The organism is Brevibacterium mcbrellneri ATCC 49030 (genome assembly GCF_000178455.1).
In the GTDB taxonomy this organism is placed as follows: Bacteria; Actinomycetota; Actinomycetes; order Actinomycetales; family Brevibacteriaceae; genus Brevibacterium; species Brevibacterium mcbrellneri.
This window is the reverse complement of record NZ_ADNU01000046.1, coordinates 54,698-77,955: the sequence shown is the minus strand read 5'-3', so window position 1 is coordinate 77,955 and position 23,258 is coordinate 54,698. Positions and strand designations below refer to the sequence as shown.

The window sequence follows — 23,258 nt, the reverse complement described above, 5'->3', positions numbered from 1 at the left end:
CGGCCGGATACCATGAGTGTGTGTATGACTTCTTGTTTCGCAACGCCCTGACTCACGTCGACCCAGAACGCGCACACCACATGAGCATGACTGCGCTCAGGGCGCTGGATATGGCAGGTCTTGGTTCCTATCTCGCCGAGATGTACGGGACAGCTCCCGATCCAGCGAACGTGCTTGGCCTTCGGTTTCCTAACCGTGTGGGGCTGGCAGCAGGGTTCGACAAGAACGGTAGCGCGATCCGTGCTCTTGCACGTCTGGGTTTTGGCCACATTGAAGTAGGCACGATCACCGCCCACTCACAACCGGGCAACCCTAAGCCTCGCCTGTTTAGGCTCACAGATCACGGAGCGATTCTCAACCGCATGGGCTTTAACAACGACGGAGCCCGGCAGGCCGTCTTCAACATCCGGGCTGAGCTCAAGAAGCTGCGGGTGCTACCTGAGTCACGAAGGCCCATCGTTGGGATCAACATTGGGAAGACCAAGGTCGTTCCTGCCGAAGACGCGGTCAGCGACTACGCGACCTCGGCACGCCTTTTGAGCCCCCTTGCGGACTATATGGTCATCAACGTCAGCTCACCCAACACGCCGGGGCTGCGCGACCTACAAGCGATCGACACGTTGCGTCCCATTGTCGACGCCGTGCGCGCTGAAGCAGATGAGGCTGTGCGCAATCCACGCTCGACCCTGGGTCACGTACCACTACTCGTGAAGATTGCGCCTGATCTGAACGACCAGGACATTCTAGAAGTCACTGACATGTGCATCGATACTGGCGTTGACGGGCTCATCTGCACGAACACCACAATTAACCGTGAGGTTTTAAGCGGAAAAGACAAAGAGCTGGCCCAAGCAGAAGCCGGTGGCATCTCTGGGCGCCCGGTTGCTGACAGGTCGCTAGAAGTGTTGCGCCTCATCAGGTCTCACACCGACGCGCTCACGTTGGTTTCCGTAGGCGGAATAGAAACTGCGGCCCACGCTCACGAGCGTCTGGCCGCAGGTGCGTCGCTGGTGCAGGGCTACACGGGAATGATCTACCGCGGACCCGGCTGGGCGTCACAGATTACGAAGGGTATTCGCCACGCTTAACCTTGGCGCGCGGCGTGCGCAGAACCCGTAGCTGGATGGCGCGCATAGTCGCGTAGAAACCGAGTCCGCGTTCCAGGTTCTCCTTGCCCCCGAACTTCTGGGCCATACGTCCTCGGAGCTGGTAGTTGAGGAAGATCGAATCCAGGATGATCAAGGCAAACAGTCCGTACACCACGATTGTCGCGTACAACTGAATCTGCTGATTGCTGAAAATCCCCACGATCAAAACAACCACGGCCACGGGGATCAGTAGCTCGCCAATCGAAAACCGCGCGTCCACAAAGTCACGCACGTAGCGTCGCTGCGGCCCCCTGTCGCGGGCAGTCAAATAACGCTCGTCACCCTCGAGGACACCTCGGCGGGCCTCATCACGTTGTTTCGCCATTTCCGCACGGTACTTACGCTTCGCCTCTTTCCGGTCATCGGGCACAAGAGAGCGTTTCCGCTTCGCTTCCTGCTCTTTGCGGGTGGGCGTGGGCCTGTTCTTTTTAGCTTCGGCATCACGAACGGTCGGCTCTTCTGGAGCCGTGTTCTGCTCAACTTCCTGAGCATCCGTCGCTTTGTCTTTTTTCCGTCCAAACACGCCCAACATAGTATCGGAAGTATGACTAACAACTCGCACCCCGCCCAGGCGGGTCACCCAGATTCAGCTGTTTCCGACGTTTTGACGCCCGAATCTCTACGCGCGGCCCTCGACGCAGAGTTTGATCGCGTGCTCGCTCAACTCTCGGAGTTGGTCTCGATCGAGTCTGTCGCATGGCCGGCCTATGATCGCGCACATGTAGAAAAGAGCGCCGAGGTCGTCGCCGAGATGGCGCGCGAACTTTCCTTTGATTCGGTAGAGATTCTCACCGCAGCAACCCCCAGCGGGGAAGAAGGCTACCTGGCTGTTGTTGCGCGCAAAGCAGCACCAGAAGGTCGCCCCACCGTTGTCCTGTATGCCCACCACGACGTTCAGCCCACCGGCGACGTTGCGCTGTGGAATACCGAACCCTTCGTCGCAACTGTCAAAGGCGACCGCATGTACGGACGTGGAGCCGCCGATGACAAAGCCGGTGTCATGGTGCACTTAGCTGCGCTCAAGCTCTTAGGGGACAAACTCAACGTGGGGGTGGTCCTCTTCATCGAAGGTGAAGAAGAAGCCGGTTCGCCTAGCTTCAACAATTTCCTCCACACGTACCGGGACAAACTCGAAGGCGACGTGATCGTGGTGGCCGACTCTGGTAACTGGGCCGAACGCGTGCCAGCGCTCACCGTGAGCCTCCGCGGCATGGTTGCTCTTGAGTTCTCGCTCACAACGCTCAACCACTCTGTTCACTCTGGAATGTACGGAGGTCTGGTTCCTGATGCGGGCATGGCGATGATTCGCCTGCTGAACACGCTCCATAACGATGACGGCTCCGTTGCGGTAGAGGGGCTCGTTCAGAATGAGGACGTTGCAAACGACTACGACGAAGCGACAATCCGCAAGGACTCCGGCGTTCTCGACAGCACCGAACTGATTGGGTCCGGTCCATTCGCAAGTCGCGTGTGGTCCAAGCCTGCGCTCACTGTAATTGGCATCGACATTCCGGACGTCGACCACTCGTCGAACACTCTGCAAGCGTCAGTACGTGCCAAAGTTTCCATGCGTCTGGCACCCGGCCAGGACCCACAGGACGCTTTGTCGAAGCTCAAGCAGCACGTAGAGGAAAATGTTCCATTTGGCGCAACCTTGGAGTTTGGCCCAGAGGAGTCGGGTGCACCGTGGCAAGCCAATCTGGACGACCCGCGTGTGGCTGTTGCTAAACAAGCAATCAGCGACGGGTTCGGCACAGACGTCGTCGATATGGGACTCGGTGGGTCCATTCCTTTTATCGCGGACCTGTTAGAAGTTTTCCCACAAGCGTCAATCTTGGTCACAGGAATTGAAGACCCTGATACACGTGCCCACAGCGCAAATGAGTCTCTATTCTTGCCGGACTTCAAGTCAGCGATCGTTTCAGAAGCTCTGCTTCTTCACCGGTTAGGTCAGTCGGAATAGAATAATCGGAATAGAATGCGCGTGGAGTACGTTACGCATGAACGGACGACGTGTGACGGAATACTTATTAAGGAGAACACATGACCGCAACAGCAACCCACGGTGTTGAACTCTCAACGGTTGCCGCCGACAAAGTCCGTAGCCTCCTTGAACAGGAAGGTCGCGACGACCTCCGTCTGCGCATTGCGGTGCAACCAGGCGGATGCTCCGGGCTCATCTACCAGCTCTATTTCGACGAGCGCGTCCTCGATGGTGACGCGGTTCGTGACTTCGACGGGGTTGAAGTCATCGTTGACCGCATGAGTGTTCCCTACTTGGACGGCTCAACTATCGACTTTTCAGACACCATCGAAAAGCAAGGCTTCACCATCGACAATCCCAACGCTCAGGGATCCTGCGCGTGCGGTGACTCCTTTAGCTAAAAGCCTGAATCCAGCGTAAACTACGACGACCTCGGCGATGGACCCCAGGGACCTGTGTTGCGTTAGCAACGAACTCACGGTGCCTGGGGTCCTTTCTGCTTACCGCAGCGGACTCTTCCCTATGGGGCTAGGTGAACAGGGGAGTGGCCCAATAGGGTGGTGGTCGCCCGTGCGTCGCGGAGCGTTGCTCCCTGGGGACTTGCGCGTGAGTAAGAGCCTGCGGAAGTCGATGCGCCGGTTCACGTTTTCTTGTGATAATGCCTTTCCCGAGGTCGTTGATGCGTGCGCTGATCCTGACCGTCCGGGCGCATGGATCACGCCTGATATTCGCGATTTGTATTGCAAACTCCACGACCTAGATGTGGCACATTCGGTTGAAGTCTGGCGGGATGGCTGTCTGGTAGGTGGTCTCTACGGCGTGTGGTTGGGAAGGCTGTTCGCCGGCGAATCGATGTTTCACCGTGTGACTGATGCGTCGAAAGCGGCACTTGTAGAGCTGGTTCGTACCCTGGATGCCGAATGTGGCGATACTTGGATCATCGACACGCAGTGGCAAACCCCGCACTTAGCGAGCTTGGGTGTGTCGCAGATGTGGGCGGGCGAATACCGTGATCGGCTTGAGCTAGCGCTACACGATGTAGATTTTTCAGGAATTTCCCATAAATCGGGCAGTTAACGTGAATTTCTACCGCATGTAGCGGTAAGGTGTATTCGTCAAGGTTTGTGCTCGGACCTTTTGGCTGGCTTCTTGCCGGGCATTACGGTTCGACTAGGTTTCGAAAGGCTGCACGTGGATTCTCCGAATCAGCCAGTACGCAAGTCTGGCGCACGCTGGGCTAAGCGAGTTGGCGTATTAGGCGGACTAGCCAGCACGGTACTTCTCGCAGGTTGTACAAAAGAGCAGTGGGAAGTCGGCTTCTTCCCCCCAGAATCAAAAGGTGCAACTAGCCACACCGACCACTACATCGCGTTGTGGAACGGTAGTTGGATCGCGTTGCTCGCCGTAGGTGCTATCACCTGGGGCCTCATGCTGTTCTGCATTATTGCTTTCCGTCGTCGCAAGAATGACCGCGGTCTGCCCGTTCAGGTGCAGTACAACATGCCGGTTGAAATCATGTACACCGTTCTCCCCATCATCTTGGTTGTGGGCTTCTTCTTCGCAACTGTGAACACACTCGACAAAACGGTGTATGACGACACGCCAGGCGAAGTGAAGGTCGAGGTTGTTGGTAAGCAGTGGGCTTGGGACTTCAACTACCTGACTGAAAACGCGTACTACGGCGGAAAGCAGGTCAACCTCGACGGGACTGAACAGCCTGGAATCGACGCACCGACTCTGTACCTCCCATCGAACACCGACGTCGAGATCGAACTGCGGTCTCGCGATGTCATCCACTCATTCTGGGTTCCTGCATTCCTCGAAAAACGTGACATGATCCCAGGTCGCACTGAGAAGATTCACCTTCGCATGGACAAGGAAGGCGAATACCTCGGAAAGTGTGCCGAACTTTGCGGTGAGTTCCACGCAGAAATGATCTTCAACGTCAAGGTTGTTTCTCTTGACGAGTACAAGGCGTACACCGAAAAGCTCAAGGCTGAAGGCAATGAGGGTCGCCTCGGACCAGAGCTGGACCGTACCGAATGGTACAAGAACCCTTACACCAAGGAAGGGGATAAGTAATGACTGCAGTCGTCAATGAAACACAGTCATCTATTGACGGGCCCAAGGTTCCTAAGAGCCTGGGTAAAGTTATCGTCAACTGGATGACGTCGACTGACCACAAGACCATTGGGTACATGTACCTGATCACTTCGTTCATCTTCTTCTGCATCGGTGGTGTGATGGCGCTGCTGTTGCGCGCCGAGCTGTTCGAGCCAGGCATGCAGTTCATCGAAACGAAGGAACAGTACAACCAGCTGTTCACGATGCACGGAACGATCATGCTTCTGATGTTCGCAACACCACTGTTTGCTGGTTTCGCGAATGTGATGATGCCTCTGCAAATCGGTGCACCAGACGTCGCATTCCCACGTCTGAACGCGTTTGCCTTCTGGCTGTTTCTGTTCGGATCGCTCATCGCGTGCTCCGGATTCCTGACACCTCAGGGTGCCGCATCCTTTGGTTGGACCGCATATGCGCCGTTGAGTAACACGACCTACACGCCGGGTATCGGTGGTCACCTGTGGGTCCTTGGACTTGCGTTCCAGGGCTTCGGAACCATTCTTGGTGGTGTTAACTTCATTACCACCATCATCACGATGCGTGCACCTGGTATGACCATGTTCCGTATGTCCATTTTCTCGTGGAACACCCTCATTACCGGTATCCTCATCCTGATGGCGTTCCCTCCTCTTGCGGCTTCGCTGTTCGCTTTGGGAGCAGACCGTATCTTCGGTGCACACATCTTCAGCCCTGAAAATGGTGGACCGATTCTGTGGCAGCACCTCTTCTGGTTCTTCGGACACCCAGAGGTCTATGTGATTGCGCTTCCATTCTTTGGAATTGTGTCGGAGATCTTCCCTGTCTTTAGCCGTAAGCCAATCTTCGGTTACAAGATGCTGGTCTACGCGACAATCACCATTGCTGCCCTTTCGATCTCTGTGTGGGCACATCACATGTACGTGACCGGAGCTGTTATGTTGCCGTTCTTCGCGTTCATGACCATGCTCATCGCGGTTCCTACAGGTGTGAAGATCTTCAACTGGATCTTCACAATGTTCAAGGGATCCTTGACCTTCGAAACACCTATGCTCTGGTCAATTGGCTTCCTCGTGAGCTTCGTGTTCGGTGGACTCACCGGTGTGATTCTCGCTAGCCCAGCTCTTGACCAGCAGATCGCTGACTCTTACTTCGTTGTGGCTCACTTCCACTACGTGATCTTCGGAACCGTGGTCTTCGCGATGTTCGCAGGATTCTACTTCTGGTGGCCAAAGTGGACTGGAAAGATGCTGAACGAAACCCTTGGTAAGATCCACTTCTGGTTGCTGTTCTTCGGTTTCCACGGCACCTTCTTGGTGCAGCACTGGTTGGGCGCTGAAGGTATGCCACGTCGTTACGCTGACTTCTTGCCACAGGACGGTTGGACGTTCCTCAACGAGGTGTCCACGGTGGGAGCGCTTTTGCTTGCTCTCTCGATGATCCCGTGGTTCTGGAACGTGTGGATCACTGCACGTAACGCTCCTAAGGTTACGGTGGATGACCCATGGGGTTACGGCGGATCGCTCGAGTGGGCAACCTCATGCCCACCTCCACGCCACAACTTCACGTCACTGCCACGTATCCGTTCAGAGCGTCCAGCGTTTGACGCTAACCACCCCGAACTGTTGGAGCTGGCGGGACACCCTCGCGATTCCTACTCACTGCCTGCTAAGAGCGAAGGAGCTTCCAAGTGAAATCAGCCGGATGGATTATGCTGACCACTGCGTTCTTCTTCATTCCAGTGGGTATTGTGTACGGGTTCCTAACCGACTTCCAAGAAATGGTTGGTTTCCCTGCGCTCATCGTCACCGGCCTCATGTCGATCATGGTTGGTGGCTACATCCTCTTGCACCACAAGAGTGTTGGTGACCAGCCCCAGGACAATGAAGCTGGTGAGATCTCCGACGAAGTGTACGAGTACGGGTTCTATAGCCCATGGTCTTGGTGGCCAATTGTGCTCGCTACCGGAGCTGCGATTGTCTTTATTGGTGTCGCAGTTGGCTTTTGGATTATGCCGTTCGGAGCTGCTATTGCACTCGTAGGTCTTGTAGGTCTTGTATACGAATACGACCGAGGAGACCACGCGCACTAAGCGTTAAGCATTACAAGGGGCCGCAGCGTTTTTACGCTGTGGCCCCTTTTGTACGCCTGCGTCCGTGCACAAAGCGAGCAATACGGTGCGTTACATTGCGTAGTTTCGCTCGCTTTGCGCCGTGTGGTCACAGCTACATCACTCGGGTCACTTCACTTGGACTGCTACGCGAAGCAGATGTTGTCTACCGAGCAGATGCAGAACACCCAGCAGTTGCGAGGCCACCATGCACCTAGAAGGCCATTAGTCTAACAACAGCTCAGGGCTGTGGAGAAAACCACCTGACGTATTTGCCGTACCCCTGATGCACCCGGCCTCCATACACACTGTGGGCCCTTAACGCGGCAATCACCTACACACCCAACTCCAAAAGGGGAACGAGGTCCCGAGACTTCACACTCTGTCCGAGCCAGATTAGTGGCAATAGAACAACCTTCCAGGCTGCCGGGATGTAAGGAGGCGTGCAACAAGCCTCCGTGGTCAACGTTGAAGCATCATCTACCAGGCCCTGGACCAATAGTTAGGCGTTGGGGTGATAGCTGAGGCATTGTTAGCCCAGAAACAAGGTACAGCGGCACTTAACTAAGCACAATAGCGAAGCGGGTGAGATTAATTCTCACCCGCTTCGCTATTCGCTCTTGTTTAGCTATCTACCGAAAGCAGTGCTTACTTTTCGAGCTGTTCTTTGTCGTTACCGCTTTCAACCGCGTGATCGTGGTGTGCTGCATCCAGTTCAGCCTTTGTCACTGGTGCAACGCGGTCTTCAAAGAAGAACTTCGAGAGCTTCGCACGGTTCCGTTCAGCCTTGGTGATGACACCCTTTTCATTCGGCTGAGCTGGAATGTACTTAGGCGATTCGAAGGAGGTCAGTACCCACAGTTTCTCAGGCGAGAGTGGTTCGTGACGTTCCTGGTACTCACCGTGTGGCAAGCGAATAATCTGACCCGTTTCGCGACCGTGCAGAGCAATCTCGCGGTCCTTACGCTGTAGACCAAGGCATACACGCTTGGTGATGATGTAACCGATCACTGGTCCAGCGAAGAACAGAACACGGAAGATGTAAATCATGTCGTTCAAGGACATGTGGAACATCACTGCAATAAGGTCACCCGACGCTGCAGCCCACATGTTGAGGTACCAGATCGACACGGCAACACCCAGAGCGGTACGCGTAGGCGTGTTTCGTGGACGATCCAGAATGTGGTGCTCACGGTAGTCCTTGGTCACCCACTGCTCAATGAACGGCCAAGCGATCATTCCACCGAACAGCACACCTGCAGCCAAGAGGGCCGAGAAGATGTTGAAGCTGATTGGGAATCCAGCAATGTAGAACTCGAACCAGCCCGGAATAATACGCAGGTAACCGTCCATCCATCCGATGTACCAGTCAGGCTGAGTACCAGCTGAAACAGGGGAGGGGTCGTATGGACCGTAGTTCCACACAGCGTTAATCGTGAACAGACCAGAGATCAGTGTCAGAAGTGCTGTGATGAGAAAGAAGAATCCTCCACCCTTCGCAGCGAACGTTGGGAGAACTGGTTCACCAACAACATTCTTGTTGGTGTGTCCAGCACCAGGCCACTGCGTGTGCTTGTGGATCACAACGAACATCAGGTGGACACCGATCAGCGCAATGAGAATGGCCGGAACCAACATGATGTGGAACATGTACAGACGGGACACAATGTCCACTCCTGGGAACTCTCCCCCGAACAGGAAGAACGAGATATACGTTCCGACGAGAGGAATGCCCTTGAGCAGACCGTCGATAATTCGCAGACCGTTACCCGAAAGGAGGTCGTCAGGCAGCGAGTATCCAGTAAATCCAGCCGCCATACCCATTGCGATGAGCGCAACACCGATCATCCAGTTAATTTCACGTGGCTTGCGGTATGCTCCGGTGAAGTAAATACGCAGGGCGTGCAAGCTCAAAGCAGCCATGAACAGCAGTGCTGCCCAGTGGTGGATCTGGCGGATGAAGAGCCCGCCACGAATCTCAAAGGAGATTGCGAGCGTGGAAGCGTATGCCTCCGACATCTCAACACCCTTGAGGGGAAGGAACGGACCATTGTAAATGGTCTCGCCCATAGCAGGCTTGAACCAGAGAGTTAGGAAAGTTCCCGAGATCAATAGAATGATGAAGCTGTAAAGAGCTACTTCACCCAGCATAAACGACCAGTGGCTTGGGAAGATCTTGCGACCAAACTCACGTACTGCGACCGATGCGCCGGTACGCGCTTCAATCCATTTTGCTGAATCCGAAAGTGCTTTCGATTCAGTTACTTGAACGTTACTCATTCAGACTCAGTCTCCCTCGTGTGAATCTCCCAGAAGGTAGGTCCAACTGGTTCTGGGAAGTCGCGCTGTGCAACGAGATACCCTTCGCTGTCGACAGCAATTGGAAGCTGTGGAAGCGGACGCTTAGCAGGCCCAAAGATGACCTTACAGTGGTTTGTCACGTCGAAGGTCGACTGGTGGCATGGGCACAGCAGGTGGTGTGTCTGGTGCTCGTACAGAGCAACTGGGCAACCCACGTGTGTACAAATCTTGGAGTATGCAACGACTCCGTCAATGCCCCAGTCTTCCTTAGCAGGATCAGTGTTGAGCTCGCGCGGGTCGACGCGCATAAGCAACACGGATGCCTTCGCCTTTTCGTTCAGCGGGTGATCGGACTTTGCGATCCCCTCTGGAAGAACGTGGAAAGCTGAACCGATGGTGACGTCTGCAAGCTTGATTGGACGTTCAGCACCTTCGTGTGGAATACCGCCCGGGTCCTGGATCAGGCGGACGCCTGGGCCCCACAGAGTTTCAAACAGTTTGTTGCCGGGAAGTGGCCCGAGGTCGCGCAAGACAAGCACAGCTGGAAGCGGAGCAATTGCTACCGCAGTGATGAGCATGTTGCGCAGAAGAGGACGGCGTGCAATACCTGATTCTTCTTTGGCTTGGTTGAGGATCTCGAGAGCAATTGCCTGGTCTTCTTCAGACCCGGCGATGCTGTGACGTTCCTCAACGACTTCCACGTCCGTGATCAAGTTCTTAGCCCACAGAACAATACCGATACCAATGCCGGCAAGCGCGACAGTTGCTCCCAGCCCCAGCATTGTGTTCTGCAAGCGCAGTGCCTCCATAGTCCCATCGAGTGGGAACAGGAAGTACGACACGATAAACCAAATGGTTCCAACCATCGAGGCAAGGAACCAGAAGGCAATCTGCCGTTCTGCTACCTTTTCAGCCTGTGGATCACTGTCTACAAGACGTGGCTTGTGTTCAGGCAGTCCAGGGTTCTCAAACCCATTTACCTGTTCCAGCTGGCCTGTTGTGCCAGTCAAATTCTTCGAGGTCATTCGCTTCCTCGTCTAGATCTCAATACGGTTTTCTTCGATCACTTTGAGCGGGCGGTTAGCCACACAGTGATCCCAACTACAGCTCCAAGGCCGAAGAACCAGATAAACAGACCTTCGGCGACTGGCCCAATCGAGCCTAACTTGAACCCACCTGGTGAAGTAGGTTCAGACACTGAGCGCACGTACGCGATCACGTCACGCTTTTGCTCAGGCGTCAGGTTCGCATCGTTGAAGATTGGCATGTTCTGCGGGCCGGTTTGCATTGCCTGGTACAGGTGCTTTTCGGACACCTCAGACAGGTTTGGAGCGTACTTACCGCGGGTCAAGGCACCACCCGCACCTACAACGTTGTGACACATCGCGCAGTTGGTGCGGAAGAGGCCTCCGCCGGCAGCAGGGTCACCCTTGGAAGCGTCCAAGTACTCTTCGTCGGGAAGCGCGGGCCCAGGACCGAGAGAAGCGACATAAGCTGCCATCTGGTCAATTTCGTCCTGGCTGAACTGCGGCTTCTTCACCTGGCCTTGGGGCCCATGCATCTGAAGTGGCATACGACCTGTACCCACCTGGAAGTCAACAGCGGACGCACCTACACCAATGAGGCTTGGTCCGTTGGGGGTACCTTCTGCATTTGCGCCGTGGCATGTTTTGCAGTTTGAGATGAAGAGCTTTTCACCAGCTTCGATGTCTTTGGTCGATGCCTGCTGAGCTGTGGCGGTTGAGTTGTTAGTGAACAGTGCATATGCACCGCCGGTCACTAACAGGCCTACGAGCAACAGGACGACCAGCGCCAGCGGGTGGCGACGGCGTTGCGCTAGAAGCTTCACGTTACGAGTCCTTTTCTGTCTGAGCTAGGTGAAATCTATTAGTGCAGGAGATAGATCACTGCGAACAGGGCAACCCACACGACGTCAACGAAGTGCCAGTAGTACGACACACAGACGGCAAAAGTTGCTTCACGGTGCCCAAACTTCTTAGCACCGTAGGCGCGACCAACAACCATCAAGAAAGCGATGAGTCCACCGATCACGTGAAGGCCGTGGAACCCTGTCGTGAGGTAGAACACCGATCCGTAGGCATTTGAGTTGAGAGCCACGCCTTCACTAACAAGAGTCGCGTATTCAAAAACCTGCCCGCCGATAAAGATGGATCCAAGGAAGAACGAGAGGAGGTACCACTCGATCATTCCCCACTTGCCGATCTCAAAGATGCCACCGGTGCGAGCTGGCTTGAAGTGCTCAGCCTTGTGGACTCCGAATTGACAGGTAATGGATGAGATCACCAGGACGGTCGTGTTAGCCAAAGCGAAAGGCACAGCCAGCTTAGGCGTTTCTTCCTGCCACATTTCTGGGGCGACAGACCGGATGGTGAAGTACATGGCGAAGAGCGCGGCAAAGAACATCAGCTCACTACCAAGCCAAACAATGAACCCCACGGTTGAGGTATTGGGCCGGTTGATCACTGGATGAACTGGCGCTGAATGAGATGCAGTTGCTGTTGACACAGGCCTATTATTACCCAGTTGGCAGGGTAATTTCATCTTTTACTCAGGAAACGAGCTTGCTTCGCCTCATACGTGACCAGGAAAGTCGCGTAGATAGTGGCTAAGAGGCACTTTTGAGAAAAGTGGGTGGGCGTGTCGAAAAATGGGCGCGGACTCATTAGCATTTAGACGTTGCTTCCCAACCCGGAAGCTTTCACATACAGATGACGATCAGAGGAGAGCGTATGAGTAAAGCACAACCGGCCACAATGTCAGACGTGCGTAACTGGCCGGACCTGCTTGTTGGTCTCATGCGTGGCGATCACATGGACTCTGACACCTCGGCATGGGCCATGGATCAGATTATGTCCGGGGTTGTGCCTGACGTCACGATGGCGTCTTTCTTAGTCGCTCACCACGCCAAGGGTGAAACTGTCGATGAGATCAACGGACTCGTCCGTTCAATGTACGAACACGCCGTGCGTATTGATGGTCTCGAAGACTCTGTGGATATCGTCGGAACCGGAGGGGACCGTGCCAAAACGGTCAACATTTCTTCGACTGCCTCGTTCATCATCGCTGCTTCGGGGCAACGCGTCCTTAAGCACGGAAACCGGGCAACCTCCTCGGCGTCCGGATCTGCTGACGTCCTTGAGACGCTTGGCCTTCAGCTGGAACTTGGGCCGGAAGCTGCTGCTGAGCTTGCCAACCGCGAAAACATGGCGTTTCTTTTTGCGAACGTCTACCACCCTTCGATGCGATTCATTGCGCCGGTTCGCAAGCAGATTGCAGTGCCGTCCGCGTTTAACATCCTGGGCCCTCTCACCAACCCTGCCCACACCACGATGACAGCGATTGGTGTCGCTGATTCTGCGATGATCGACCTGGTGACCGGCGTCCTAAACAACCGAGGTGACCAAGCCGTAGTGTTCCGTTCCCGTGATGGGCTCGACGAACTCAGCAACACTGCCGTGAACGACGTGTGGGAAGTCCGCAACGGGACCATCACTCACTGGGAGTTCGACGCGACCACGTTGGACTTGCCGCGTGTGACAAAGGATGACCTGCGTGGGGGAGACCCAGCGTTCAACGCCTCGGTCATGGAGCGCACGCTATCAGGCGAGCACTCACCTGTACGTGATGTGGTGCTTCTCAACGCGGCAGCAGCTTTGGTGGCCGCTGACAGTGCTTCTGAAGGGTCGTTTACGGACAGGCTGGCTGCGAAGTTTGCCACGGTCGCCGAGGTCGTTGATTCCGGGGCAGCGCGCGCCAAGTTAGACGCGGTGATCCGTGCGTCGCAGGATCTTCGGAGCGCCCAGGGCTGAATCACTGAGGGCTCGCTGATATCCGTTGGTGGGTTGGCTGATTGGAGTTTCAAGGTCCAAGAGGGTCACGCCGTCACTGAACAGCCAGGTGGAAATAAGTGAGCGTTCTTCCGCAAGTCCGCGGTAGTTGTGTGGGTACTGGGCTGCGGTGAGTCCCAAACTACGGCTCACATCCTGCAGGTTAGTGCCCCACGGGACGTGTTCAGTGGCACCTAAAAGCCCCCGGCGAATGATCGCAACATCAAAACCGTGGTCGGTGACCATGGCGGCAGCAAGGTGTTCATTTTTCTCCACACTCCCGTTCTGCTCACCACGAGATCCCGCCCGCAATACACTGATTGCCACATCACGTGCCGTGGCTGCTTCTTCATAGCGCTCTTGGACAGCGAGCTGTTTCAGGTGCGTCATCGTGTGGCCGACGAACGCTTGCGGAGTTCCCTCCAACAGGGCTACTACCGGAGCAATTCCGCGCACATAGTCCTCCGAACGCGTAATACCGCTACACGGTCCGCCACACTTTCCCATTTCTCCAGCTGGGCATGGCCGGAAGTCAGCGCGTTCTGGCTTTGCTGTGCAACGTTTCAACGGGTAGATACGTTCCAGAAGGTCTTTCGCGGCGCGAGCTGATGCGTTCTTTCTAAACGGACCCAAAGCCAGGTCCTGTTGACTCGGTGGCGTACGCACTATCGATAAGCGCGGGTATTTCTCGTTTGTCAGCTTGAGCCACGTCTCACGTGAAGCACCTTTTGAAAGCCGGTTATAAGGCGGTTGCAGCTCATCAATCAACCGAACTTCACGGACTCGCGCTTCGAGTTCAGTTGGGCACACGATCACACGGATACTCTGTGCCGCCGTCACCATCTCCGCCATACGACCGCGAGATTCTGCGGCATTGAAATATGACGTGACACGGGAGCGCATGTCACGGCTACTGCCCACATAGAGAACCCGGTCGGCCCCGTCCACAAACATGTACACGCCAGGCGCATGTGGAACGTCGTGCGCTAAATGCTTTTTCGACTGCCGTACCTTCCACCCTTGTTGCTTGAGGCCTTGAAGATCTTCAAAAGTTGTCACACCCACTGCGCCAAAAAGTTCAAACATGGACTGCAGAATGTGATGTGTTGCGCGGGCGTCATCGAGGGCGCGGTGTGTTGGGGGAGTGGGCACGTTAAAAAACGTCGCAAGCGTCCCAAGTTTATGGTTGCGTACCTCTTGCCGGGTCACACATAACCGCGCCAAGCGTACAGTATCGACGACCTCGTATCCCGGCCATGGATAATCCAATCGCGCACACGCCTCTTTGAGGAACCCCACGTCAAAGCCCGCATTGTGCGCGACCAAGATACTTCCATGCGCGAACTCAAGAAACATGGGAATAACCGAAGCCAGTTCTGGGGCAGTCGCCACCATCGAGTTGGTGATACCCGTTAAACGCTCAACGAACGGAGAAATAACGGAGCGCGTGGGCCTCACCAGCGTTTGAAACTCACCAATGATCTCACCGCCTCGGCTCTTGACTGCACCGATCTCCGTGATGTCACCTTGTGCGGAGTTTGCCCCCGTTGTCTCAAGGTCAACAACAGTGAACGTGACGTCGTGGAGATCAGTGCCAAGATCGGCGAATGTCATGGGACCCCTGGCTTCGGGGCGATCAAACTGAAAAGTCATGGCCTACATGATTCTAGATAGCACTGACACAGCCTGAAGTATCTGCGCAGATTCATCTACACCTGGGCTCCACCGTCGTCATCCGCGCGCCTGTCCTTGGGCAATGTGAAGATCGCTCCCACACCGCCTCCAGCCGCCACCGCAACACACATGACTGTTCCCCACAGAGGGACGGGACGCACAAAAAGTGCCACAACAATGATTGCCAGAATTCCACCAACCAGAGCGACGAGTGATACAACGCGTGCAGGTTGGGCATCGCGGAGATCTACCTTGTCAACAACTGGACCTTCCCAATCTTCACGTTGCTCAAGGTATTCAGTCACCTCTTCTGCTGAAACTTCTGAGTTGTACGCAGTTGAACGCCCAAAGTCAGCGACAATCGCGTCCCAGTCTTCGTCACGTACGCGTTCGTCTTCGCTCAATCGTTCCCACTCAGGAACAGAGCCGTCACTATCACTACTTTTCATGCATCTTCACGCGCCAGAGCACGCTCGATCTGCTGAACGATCGCAAGCGCATCATAGTCCAACGTGGCCACGTGAAAACTGTGACGCATAATCACGCGTGTCACGTTCTGTGCCTCACGTTCAATAAAGTCACTCGACCGGGACGCCACCACATTGTCAGTCGACGACGACATCAACGTCACCGGCGTTTCAACCGACCACAGGCGCGCACGAACCCGCTCACAGCCGCGATGTAGCTCCGCAACACCACTCAGCGGAGTGCGCGGATAAGCATATTCACTCATCCCCGGACGCGCGATATCGCCACCAATCGACTTCACATCAGTCACAAACGGCGATAGCACGCCGGCGAACCTCGCAAAAGGCGAATCAACGAACACAGCCGGATTGACTAGCACGCCGGCAGCCACCTCGGGCCGGGAAAACAACGTCTCCAACGCGAGCGTGCCACCCATCGACAACCCAGCGACGACCACGTGGTCATGACTCGCAAGCGCTGAATCGACGGCTTCCAGAGCGCAGTCCACCCAGTCTTCCCACGTGCAGTCAAGCATGTCTGTCCACACTGTGCCGTGCCCTGGCAAAAGAGGAACAGCCACCGAAGCACCTGTTGACGTGTGAACGCGATGAGCGATATCGCTCCACACGTAGGGTGAGCCCGTAAAGCCATGCAGCATCACGACAGCCGCAGACGACTCTCCGCGCAATGAAATCGGGGACGACACAGATTCAGTTGCCGTTAACTCAGTCATGTTTCCAGCATGCCACAGTGCCATATAGTTGATGCGGAACCGTCGAAAGGTGAGCGAGTGTTTTATTGGGTCCTCAAACGGATCTTGGTTGGACCGTTGCTTAAGATCCTCTTCCGCCCATGGGTCCGAGGAATCGAAAACATTCCAGAAGAAGGTGGCGCGATCATCGCTGGTAACCACCTTTCGTTCATGGACTCCATTTTCATTCCGCTCGTGGCCCCGCGGCCGGTTGTGTATTTGGCAAAGAAGGACTACTTCACGGGCCCGGGCATTAAAGGCCGCCTTGTTAGGTCGTTCTTTTTGGCAACTAACCAGCTTCCTATGGACCGAGGTGGTGGCTCTGCTTCCGAAGCGTCACTGAAGTCTGGTTTGAAGGTCCTCAACGACGGCAAGTTGCTTGGCATCTACCCTGAGGGGACGCGTTCCCCAGATGGTCGCCTGTACCGAGGTCGTACCGGCGTTGCGCGACTCGTACTGGAGTCTGGGTGCCCCGTGGTTCCCGTTGCTCTTATTGGTACTGACAAAGTTCAACCGCAGGGAAGAATGGTTCCCAAGTTGCGCAGAGTCGGGATTGTGTTTGGTAAGCCTATTGACTTTTCTCGCTACCAGAACGTTCCCGAAGATCGGTTTCTTTTGCGTTCGATCACTGACGAGATTATGTACGAGATTTTGCGACTTTCTGGGCAGGAGTACGTGGACACATACGCTTCCACGGTGAAGACGCGATTGCTGGCAGAAAAGAAGGAGCCCGAGCAGAACGGGTAGTCGCCTCCACAACGCGACCCGTGGTTTTTTGAGCTGACTGCACTCCAGAAAGCGTGTTCGATAATTGAGGTAACGGCGACACGCCAAATCGTTACCTACGCGGTTGTTGAGTCGGAAACGTTGAGCGCATAGTTTCATACACGAAGATCATCCCGAAAGCCATGCGCGTGTAGAATGGAATAATTCCGCAAGCGCTTGAGCCCCGCTTCCCCCTGGGGTGTAAGGAGTAGTTGGTGTGAACCAGAGCCCAGAAGTAGCAGCGTCTCAATCTCGCGAGGCACAAGGACTGCTATTTAACGACGACTTACCCGAACTGAATGAAAAGATTGGGTATCGCGGTCCTGTTGTCGCAAACGTCATTGGAATTACGTATCGTCAGCTCGACTACTGGGCGCGAACAAACCTTGTTCAGCCGTCTATTCAGACAGCTTCGGGTTCCGGATCCACTCGCCTATACTCTTTCCGCGACATCCTGGTTCTCAAAATCATCAAGCGTCTCTTGGACACAGGGGTTTCCCTCAACCAGATTCGTGTGGCGGTTGGATCTCTTCGTGAGCACGGCATCGACGATCTCTCTGAGATCACGTTAATGAGTGACGGCGCTTCGGTTTTTGAGTGCACCTCGGCCGATGAAGTGATCGACTTGCTCCAGGGAGGGCAGGGCGTATTCGGCATTTCAGTTGGACGTGTATGGCGCGATGTGGAAGGAACGCTGGCAGAGCTTCCTAGTGAACGTCCTGAAGCTCCTGTTACGCCCGTTGATGAACTTGCTCTTCGACGCGCCAAGAAGATTGGCTAGACCGAACTTCACTTTACTTTGGGGGACGTAATCAGAGCGGGGAACCAGTTGGTTACCCGCTCTTTTACTTTGCCCTAGTGCTTTGGCTTGTGATCTTTGTTTTGCTTCATGGATTCGACCTTGCGTGACAGCATGGCGTCAAAGCTTGAAGTGTTCGCATTGTGATCGGATGCTTGTGTAGGCTCCGATGATTTCTTCTTAGCCTTGTTTGCCTGCATGGGTGTGGACTTCTCTTCAACCTGTGCGGGGTTCTTCTCAGTCTTTCCGGGATTCTTTGGCGCCTCCGCTGGCTTTTTAGGTTTCTCAGTGGGTTTCGCTGGCGTCTTTACGGAGTTATCGACGGAAGATCCTCGTCCTCGCATGTTTTTACTGCGAAGCGCGCGGTCAAGAATCGAGTCAAAGGCTGAGGCCAGTTCGCTCGCCGGCTTTCCTGGCCATTCGTGAATAGGTCGTGCTGAACCTTGGGCTTGTTGGAGTACCGTACGCTCCGACAGGGGCGGGTTGAGCACAAGCGGGCCGAACATGTCTTTGAGTTCTTGAATGCGGAAGCTCTGTTCACGTGATGACGGCCGCACTCGGTTGACGACGATACCTAACGGCTGAAGCTTTGCTGCACTACGGCGACGAAGTTCGTCGGTCGCGCGCAAAGCGCGGTCGGCAGCTGCAACTGAAAACAGTCCCGGCTCCGTGACGATGAGAACACGTTGGCTGGCAGTCCACGCTGCGCGGGTAAGACCGTTGAGCGAAGGAGGGCAATCGATCAGAACTAGGCGATACTTAGAACCGTTTCGACTAATCGCTTCGCGGAGACGCTTGAGATACCGGTCTGAAAGCGACGGGCGGTCGAACTCTGCAGCCCGTGGCGAACCGGGAATGACGTCGAGTACCCCATGTTTCCCTTCAACCCACCCGGAAGGCGTGATTGCCTGCTTGACGAGTTTGCTCTTGGGAGCAGCAAGGACATCCGCAATGTCGGCTGGGGTGTTGACGGGAACGTCTAAACCAGTCGAGGCATCAGCCTGTGGGTCCATATCAACGACCAGCGTGGGTATGCCACGACTCAATGCCGCTGAGGCAAGCCCCAGAGTTACGGAGGTCTTACCGACCCCACCTTTAAGACTAGAAACGCTAAGAACAAGCACACTATAACGTTAGCGGATTCTTACCGTTTAGTGTTTTAAGGTCGCTAAGTATGAACGCACGACTGGTTTTCACGTGTGTTGTTCTCTAGGCACCAGATGTCATGACCGAGGTGGTTGAGCCCGTTGAGGAAGGTGTCACCTCAAGCTTGCATGGGATTGACTGCTGCATTTCCTCGACGTGCGAAATAACACCCACGGATCTTCCGTGCGTGCGCAGTTCATCGAGCACCGTCATGACAGCGTCGAGCGCCTGGGGGTCGAGACTTCCGAACCCTTCGTCGATAAACAGTGACTCAAGCTCAATGCCACCCGCATGTGCGGCTACGGTGTCGGCGAGTCCCAGTGCCAAGCTCAGCGAGGCCATAAAGGACTCACCTCCTGACAGGGTTCGCGGGTCACGTTCTTCGGATGTGAATGTGTCAACCACTTGTAGGAGCAGACCACCTTTTGACTGTCCAGTGTGACGTTCATAAGCGTGCTCGAGGCGATAGCGGTTGCCTGACATCACTTCGAGTCGTTCTGATCCAGCCTGGGTTACTTGAGCAAACATTTCACCCAGAACGTAGGACTTGAGCGTGACGCGTCGCGTGTTGGACGGGCTCGTCGCGTTGACGATTTGTGCGAGTTCCACAATGCGTTCGTTGTGCACAAGTTCAGCCTCGAACTCACGTTCTTGGTCGAATACCTCTTCGCGCGCTTGTTGAGCCTTATTTCGTTGTTCTAGGGCGAAGTAGAGACGGTTGCTAGTCTCTTCATAATCTGTAGAGTGTTGCTCGCATATACGTTGCTGTGTACGAACAAGATCTGCCAACTGTTCAAGCGCTAGCGTCTCTGTGAGGCCACGTCGATACCATTCGGACGCCCGATTCTCTCGCAAGACAGTGGCTTGTTGCTCCATCAGGTGCAGTTGATGAGAGGCGTTGTCTACGTCTGCGTTTCGGAGCTCTAAGAACTCGTCGAGTTCGGTAAATTTCGACGAGGTGAATGCAACTTCCCATTCGCTTTCGCGTGAACGGAGGTCCGAGGTTCTGGATTGAAGCTCACATTCAAGCCGAGCGCTTTTGTTGACTTGTTCGATCAGGGACTGCACGCGATCTTCAAGTGCCACAGTTCCAGGTGCGTCAACGGGCGCAGGCAAATTGACAATGCCAAGCAACGAAGAAGGCAAGTGAATGTCAGACTCTACCTGCTTGAGGCGAGTTTCTACTCGGATGCTGTCTTTTTCACATTCTGACTGCTTTTCGCGCACTGTTTCCACGTCGTCTTCTGCCGTTCGAAGAGACGTGTGGAGCTTCTCGCGGGTAGATAGTAGGCGTTCATATTCGCCCTGAATCCTTTTGTACTCTGCTTGATTGTGTAAGCATTGACGCTCTATTTCGGACGATTCCGGCAACTGCTTCCGTTGCTTTTTGAGCTCTTCGAGGATAGCTAGGTGTGTCGCGTATGTATTACTGAGTTCAGAGAGGTGTTCGGTTGCCTCAGACATGGCCGAAAATGCCTGGTCTTCGTGGTCCTGTCCAAGAGCGCTCTGTTGGCGGTGTGCAGGGGAGGGGTGCTGGGTTGAGCCGCATACAGGGCACGCTTCGTCGTGGTGCAGTTCGGCCGCAAGTTCACCCGCGATTCCAGCCAGGCGCTCTGTTCGAATTTCGTGATACGCCTCCCGCGCACCCTGAACATGAACGCGCGCGTCTTCTACTTTGTCGCTCAATCGTTCACATATTCGCTCTACGCGTTGAAGCTCAGAAGAAACCTCCAACACATGGTCACGCACTGCTGTGGATTCTTCCAACGCAGTTTTAACCTGATCAAGCGTGTGCAAAAATGCCTGCGGATCGTCTAAAACCCCTAGTTCGGCTCGCGTCTTCTCGACATGTTCAATTAACGACTCCCGGCGCGCGGTGTATTCGGCCAGCTGATCTTCTAACTTTTTCTTATGGGCCGTTAAACGCTCATGTTCACTACGTGCAGAACGTGACTTGCGCGTCGCTTCAAGCAGTTCTTGCAGCTCGTTCGAACGGTTGTCGAAGGGCGATGCAGCCTCTTCACGTTGAGTACGTACGTGTTCAACGTGCTTCTGGGCTCGCTGATATTCGTCCCAAGCCGGTGCGATTGTGTGAGCTTCCCGCATACGTTGCACCCGTTGCGTCAACTGGGCATGAGCCTCAGGATTGTACTGCTGTTCGATACCTCGATGCTTCACAAAGTGCTCAGCGTCAGAGTATCGCTGGTTCAACTTTTCCAGATGTAGCGTAGAGGATTCTTTTCGCTTCTGTGCGAGATCATTGACGTACTGCGCAGTCTGCAGTCGATTCTCTTCCTCGATAAGCGCAACCGTCGCAGTCGCCCCGACGTTTGTCAGGGAAGTACTCTTTGTCAATTGTGGAATAGCGGGTATTTGAGCGCTTTTGAGCATGGCTGTGATCTTCTCTGCCCGACGTGCCCGAATATCTGCCGTGCTTCTGTTCGCATCCGTTTGCATTCCAGTGAGAAACGACGCTGCTCGACCGAACCTTTCAGTTCCAAAGAGTCGTTCAAGGATGGTTTCGCGATCAGCAGCCTCTGCTCGGAGAAACGCTGAAAATTCGCCCTGTGGCAACATGATCACGCGCGTGAACTGTTCACCGTTGAGCCCAACTGTATCTTCAACGATCTGACCCACCTCGTCATACTTTCGCGACAGACCGACCCACTCACCGGCGATATATTCGAGGTAGCTAACACTCGATGGTTGCGTTGTCATTCCGCTACCGCGTTGTTTCGGCCGCTCATAGGAGGGAGACCGTTCAATCTTGAAACGCTTGCCTCGCACTTCGCAGTCCAGAGTGACACGGGTAGGAGTGTCCGGAGTAGCGAACTGTGAGCGTAGCTGCTTGACCTTGCCCCTGCTACCGGGAACCTTTCCGTAAAGGGCAAAACAAATCGCGTCAAGAATGCTCGTTTTCCCAGCGCCAGTAGGCCCTGAGATAAGAAACAGGCCCTCTTGTGTCAGATGGTCAAAATCAATCTGCTCTTTCCCCGCAAATGGCCCGAATCCTTCGATTGTGAGGTTCAAGATTCTCACGATTGCGCACCTCGCAACGCGTTGTGGAAGAGTTCAAAGTCTTCGCGTGAGGGATCATTGTCCGTGACGAATCGCATGAAACCCTGAAACACTTCGTCGTCAGTCATGCGTTTTATTGGAGCGTGCACGGCCGTAGTGCGCTTCTTATCCTCTGCAACCCATCGCATATGGATAAGGTTGGGTATTTTCTCTTTAAGCTTTTGCAACGCCTGGGGGACACGCTTGTTATCTGTGAGTTCAAGTTCCACAAGGACGTCCTGATCAGACCAATCTGCTGTGAGTGCCTGCTCAAAACTGCATTGAACACTTTTAGCGCGCACAAACGTGGGAAGTTCGATCGCGTGGTAAGACACACCATTCGGACCAATCTGGACGTCATGAACAGTTTTAGGAATCCGCACTTCACCAAAGGAGTAAGGGATTGGGGACCCGGAGTAAACGACGCCGTCCGTAACCTCTTGTGGCCGGTGCAGGTGTCCCAGAGCCGTGTACGCAATGCCTTCGAAGGTGTCGCTACCAACGTTGCCCACGCCTCCCACTCCGATTTCACGTTCTGACTCTGAGGGAGTTGCTCCGGTCACAAATGCGTGTGCCATCACGACGATTGGAATGCCCGGGAAGTGTTTAAGAGCATGCGCACGGATGTCCTTAACGCAACGTGCAATGACTGCCTGATGTTTGCGAGCAACGTTCAGATTTCTCCACACCAACGCGGGCTCCAAGTAGGGGATCGCGTACACCACACAGTCGCCTAAGTCGACGGGCCACAAAACGTCCTCGAGGTGTGTACGGAGGTGAACTCCCACCCGGTCCAACTGGCGCCGACTAAAACCCAGTCGATGAAACGAGTCGTGATTCCCGCTGGACGCAATGACACGAATCCCAGCCTCCGCCAGACGAGCAATCGTGTGGTCGAACAGATGAAGCGCGTCGATGGGAGGAACCGCTCGGTCATACACGTCGCCACTCACGATAACCGCATCATAAGATCCCTCAATTGCCATCTCGACGAGGTGCTCAGTAAAGCGCGTTTGTGCCTCCGTTAGGTCGACGCCGTGAAACGTTCGCCCTAGGTGCCAGTCAGATGTGTGAAGAAACCGCATGTAATAACCCTAGCGAGAGGCA

General features: G+C 54.8%; 21 protein-coding genes. 10 read left to right on the top strand and 11 right to left on the bottom strand.

Annotation, left to right across the window (positions count from 1 at the left end; genetic code table 11):
• Window positions 1–20: 20 nt before the first annotated feature.
• Complete coding sequence (locus HMPREF0183_RS07980) at window positions 21–1,088, top strand: quinone-dependent dihydroorotate dehydrogenase (RefSeq protein WP_040348602.1); 1,068 nt, start codon at window positions 21–23, stop codon at window positions 1,086–1,088.
• Here HMPREF0183_RS07980 and HMPREF0183_RS07975 read toward each other — a convergent pair.
• A complete protein-coding gene (locus HMPREF0183_RS07975; protein WP_005884806.1) occupies window positions 1,063–1,680 on the bottom strand; it encodes a DUF3043 domain-containing protein in 618 nt (205 codons plus the stop codon). The genes HMPREF0183_RS07980 and HMPREF0183_RS07975 overlap by 26 nt on opposite strands.
• A gap of 12 nt (window positions 1,681–1,692) precedes the next feature.
• Here HMPREF0183_RS07975 and HMPREF0183_RS07970 point away from each other — a divergent pair, with 12 nt between their 5' ends.
• From HMPREF0183_RS07970 to HMPREF0183_RS07945, 6 genes are all read left to right on the top strand, one after another.
• Window positions 1,693–3,111, top strand: coding sequence for a dipeptidase (locus HMPREF0183_RS07970; RefSeq protein ID WP_005884804.1), 1,419 nt, complete (start codon window positions 1,693–1,695; stop codon window positions 3,109–3,111).
• An 80-nt stretch (window positions 3,112–3,191) separates the two neighbouring features.
• Window positions 3,192–3,533: a HesB/IscA family protein gene (locus tag HMPREF0183_RS07965; protein ID WP_005884802.1), complete on the top strand. Its 342-nt coding sequence runs from the start codon at window positions 3,192–3,194 to the stop codon at window positions 3,531–3,533.
• Window positions 3,534–3,570: 37 nt separating this feature from the next.
• On the top strand, window positions 3,571–4,209 hold the full coding sequence (aat, locus tag HMPREF0183_RS07960) for a leucyl/phenylalanyl-tRNA--protein transferase (RefSeq protein WP_005884800.1): 639 nt from the start codon (window positions 3,571–3,573) through the stop codon (window positions 4,207–4,209).
• 114 nt (window positions 4,210–4,323) lie between these two features.
• The gene (ctaC, locus tag HMPREF0183_RS07955) at window positions 4,324–5,214 is read left to right on the top strand and encodes an aa3-type cytochrome oxidase subunit II (RefSeq protein ID WP_040348661.1); all 891 of its coding nucleotides are present in this window, start codon (window positions 4,324–4,326) and stop codon (window positions 5,212–5,214) included.
• Complete coding sequence (gene ctaD / locus HMPREF0183_RS07950) at window positions 5,214–6,926, top strand: aa3-type cytochrome oxidase subunit I (RefSeq protein ID WP_005884796.1); 1,713 nt, start codon at window positions 5,214–5,216, stop codon at window positions 6,924–6,926. The genes ctaC and ctaD overlap by 1 nt, the downstream gene beginning before the upstream one ends.
• Window positions 6,923–7,324 carry a cytochrome c oxidase subunit 4 gene (locus tag HMPREF0183_RS07945; protein WP_005884794.1) on the top strand — a complete coding sequence of 134 codons (402 nt, stop codon included), beginning with the start codon at window positions 6,923–6,925 and terminating at the stop codon, window positions 7,322–7,324. The genes ctaD and HMPREF0183_RS07945 overlap by 4 nt, the downstream gene beginning before the upstream one ends.
• Window positions 7,325–7,990: 666 nt before the next feature.
• Here the strand turns inward: HMPREF0183_RS07945 and qcrB are convergent.
• The 4 genes from qcrB to ctaE are packed head-to-tail and all read right to left on the bottom strand — an operon-like array spanning window position 7,991 to window position 12,205.
• The gene (gene qcrB / locus HMPREF0183_RS07940; RefSeq protein WP_005884793.1) at window positions 7,991–9,622 is read right to left on the bottom strand and encodes a cytochrome bc1 complex cytochrome b subunit; all 1,632 of its coding nucleotides are present in this window, start codon (window positions 9,620–9,622) and stop codon (window positions 7,991–7,993) included.
• The gene (gene qcrA / locus HMPREF0183_RS07935; protein WP_005884791.1) at window positions 9,619–10,668 is read right to left on the bottom strand and encodes a cytochrome bc1 complex Rieske iron-sulfur subunit; all 1,050 of its coding nucleotides are present in this window, start codon (window positions 10,666–10,668) and stop codon (window positions 9,619–9,621) included. Before qcrA ends, qcrB begins: the two co-directional genes overlap by 4 nt.
• Before the next feature lie 38 nt (window positions 10,669–10,706).
• A complete protein-coding gene (qcrC, locus tag HMPREF0183_RS07930; RefSeq protein WP_005884789.1) occupies window positions 10,707–11,492 on the bottom strand; it encodes a cytochrome bc1 complex diheme cytochrome c subunit in 786 nt (261 codons plus the stop codon).
• Between the two features lie 38 nt (window positions 11,493–11,530).
• A complete protein-coding gene (gene ctaE / locus HMPREF0183_RS07925) occupies window positions 11,531–12,205 on the bottom strand; it encodes an aa3-type cytochrome oxidase subunit III (RefSeq protein WP_083801478.1) in 675 nt (224 codons plus the stop codon).
• A 188-nt stretch (window positions 12,206–12,393) separates the two neighbouring features.
• Here ctaE and trpD point away from each other — a divergent pair, with 188 nt between their 5' ends.
• Entirely contained in the window at window positions 12,394–13,473 is a 1,080-nt protein-coding gene (trpD, locus tag HMPREF0183_RS07920) for an anthranilate phosphoribosyltransferase (RefSeq protein WP_040348596.1), read from the top strand.
• Here trpD and HMPREF0183_RS07915 read toward each other — a convergent pair.
• From HMPREF0183_RS07915 to HMPREF0183_RS07905, 3 genes are read right to left on the bottom strand one after another with little or no spacing between them, the layout of a single operon-like run.
• Window positions 13,423–15,144 (bottom strand): DEDD exonuclease domain-containing protein, encoded by a 1,722-nt coding sequence (locus HMPREF0183_RS07915; RefSeq protein ID WP_050775388.1) that lies wholly within the window; start codon window positions 15,142–15,144, stop codon window positions 13,423–13,425. The genes trpD and HMPREF0183_RS07915 overlap by 51 nt on opposite strands.
• Window positions 15,145–15,200: 56 nt before the next feature.
• The gene (locus HMPREF0183_RS07910) at window positions 15,201–15,614 is read right to left on the bottom strand and encodes a hypothetical protein (RefSeq protein ID WP_005884781.1); all 414 of its coding nucleotides are present in this window, start codon (window positions 15,612–15,614) and stop codon (window positions 15,201–15,203) included.
• On the bottom strand, window positions 15,611–16,366 hold the full coding sequence (locus tag HMPREF0183_RS07905) for an alpha/beta hydrolase (RefSeq protein WP_040348595.1): 756 nt from the start codon (window positions 16,364–16,366) through the stop codon (window positions 15,611–15,613). The genes HMPREF0183_RS07910 and HMPREF0183_RS07905 overlap by 4 nt, the downstream gene beginning before the upstream one ends.
• A gap of 57 nt (window positions 16,367–16,423) precedes the next feature.
• Here HMPREF0183_RS07905 and HMPREF0183_RS07900 point away from each other — a divergent pair, with 57 nt between their 5' ends.
• Complete coding sequence (locus HMPREF0183_RS07900) at window positions 16,424–17,131, top strand: lysophospholipid acyltransferase family protein (RefSeq protein WP_040348593.1); 708 nt, start codon at window positions 16,424–16,426, stop codon at window positions 17,129–17,131.
• 235 nt (window positions 17,132–17,366) lie between these two features.
• Window positions 17,367–17,930: a MerR family transcriptional regulator gene (locus HMPREF0183_RS07895; RefSeq protein WP_005884775.1), complete on the top strand. Its 564-nt coding sequence runs from the start codon at window positions 17,367–17,369 to the stop codon at window positions 17,928–17,930.
• 74 nt (window positions 17,931–18,004) lie between these two features.
• Here the strand turns inward: HMPREF0183_RS07895 and HMPREF0183_RS07890 are convergent, their stop codons facing one another.
• The 3 genes from HMPREF0183_RS07890 to HMPREF0183_RS07880 form a co-directional block, all read right to left on the bottom strand.
• A complete protein-coding gene (locus tag HMPREF0183_RS07890; RefSeq protein WP_083801476.1) occupies window positions 18,005–19,072 on the bottom strand; it encodes an AAA family ATPase in 1,068 nt (355 codons plus the stop codon).
• 85 nt (window positions 19,073–19,157) lie between these two features.
• Window positions 19,158–22,133, bottom strand: a complete 2,976-nt coding sequence (locus tag HMPREF0183_RS07885) for an AAA family ATPase (RefSeq protein WP_005884771.1) — start codon at window positions 22,131–22,133, stop codon at window positions 19,158–19,160.
• Window positions 22,130–23,236 carry an exonuclease SbcCD subunit D gene (locus HMPREF0183_RS07880; RefSeq protein WP_005884769.1) on the bottom strand — a complete coding sequence of 369 codons (1,107 nt, stop codon included), beginning with the start codon at window positions 23,234–23,236 and terminating at the stop codon, window positions 22,130–22,132. Before HMPREF0183_RS07880 ends, HMPREF0183_RS07885 begins: the two co-directional genes overlap by 4 nt.
• Window positions 23,237–23,258: the final 22 nt, after the last annotated feature.

Excerpts from the sequence above, each read along its gene's own strand:
- HMPREF0183_RS07975 (WP_005884806.1), bottom strand. The coding sequence starts at position 1,680 with ATGTTGGGCGTGTTTGGACGGAAAAAAGACAAAGCGACGGATGCTCAG.
- HMPREF0183_RS07970 (WP_005884804.1), top strand. The coding sequence starts at position 1,693 with ATGACTAACAACTCGCACCCCGCCCAGGCGGGTCACCCAGATTCAGCT.
- HMPREF0183_RS07965 (WP_005884802.1), top strand. The coding sequence starts at position 3,192 with ATGACCGCAACAGCAACCCACGGTGTTGAACTCTCAACGGTTGCCGCC.
- aat (WP_005884800.1), top strand. The coding sequence starts at position 3,571 with ATGGACCCCAGGGACCTGTGTTGCGTTAGCAACGAACTCACGGTGCCT.
- ctaD (WP_005884796.1), top strand. The coding sequence starts at position 5,214 with ATGACTGCAGTCGTCAATGAAACACAGTCATCTATTGACGGGCCCAAG.
- qcrB (WP_005884793.1), bottom strand. The coding sequence starts at position 9,622 with ATGAGTAACGTTCAAGTAACTGAATCGAAAGCACTTTCGGATTCAGCA.
- qcrA (WP_005884791.1), bottom strand. The coding sequence starts at position 10,668 with ATGACCTCGAAGAATTTGACTGGCACAACAGGCCAGCTGGAACAGGTA.
- ctaE (WP_083801478.1), bottom strand. The coding sequence starts at position 12,205 with ATGAAATTACCCTGCCAACTGGGTAATAATAGGCCTGTGTCAACAGCA.
- trpD (WP_040348596.1), top strand. The coding sequence starts at position 12,394 with ATGAGTAAAGCACAACCGGCCACAATGTCAGACGTGCGTAACTGGCCG.
- HMPREF0183_RS07915 (WP_050775388.1), bottom strand. The coding sequence starts at position 15,144 with ATGACTTTTCAGTTTGATCGCCCCGAAGCCAGGGGTCCCATGACATTC.
- HMPREF0183_RS07910 (WP_005884781.1), bottom strand. The coding sequence starts at position 15,614 with ATGAAAAGTAGTGATAGTGACGGCTCTGTTCCTGAGTGGGAACGATTG.
- HMPREF0183_RS07905 (WP_040348595.1), bottom strand. The coding sequence starts at position 16,366 with ATGACTGAGTTAACGGCAACTGAATCTGTGTCGTCCCCGATTTCATTG.
- HMPREF0183_RS07880 (WP_005884769.1), bottom strand. The coding sequence starts at position 23,236 with ATGCGGTTTCTTCACACATCTGACTGGCACCTAGGGCGAACGTTTCAC.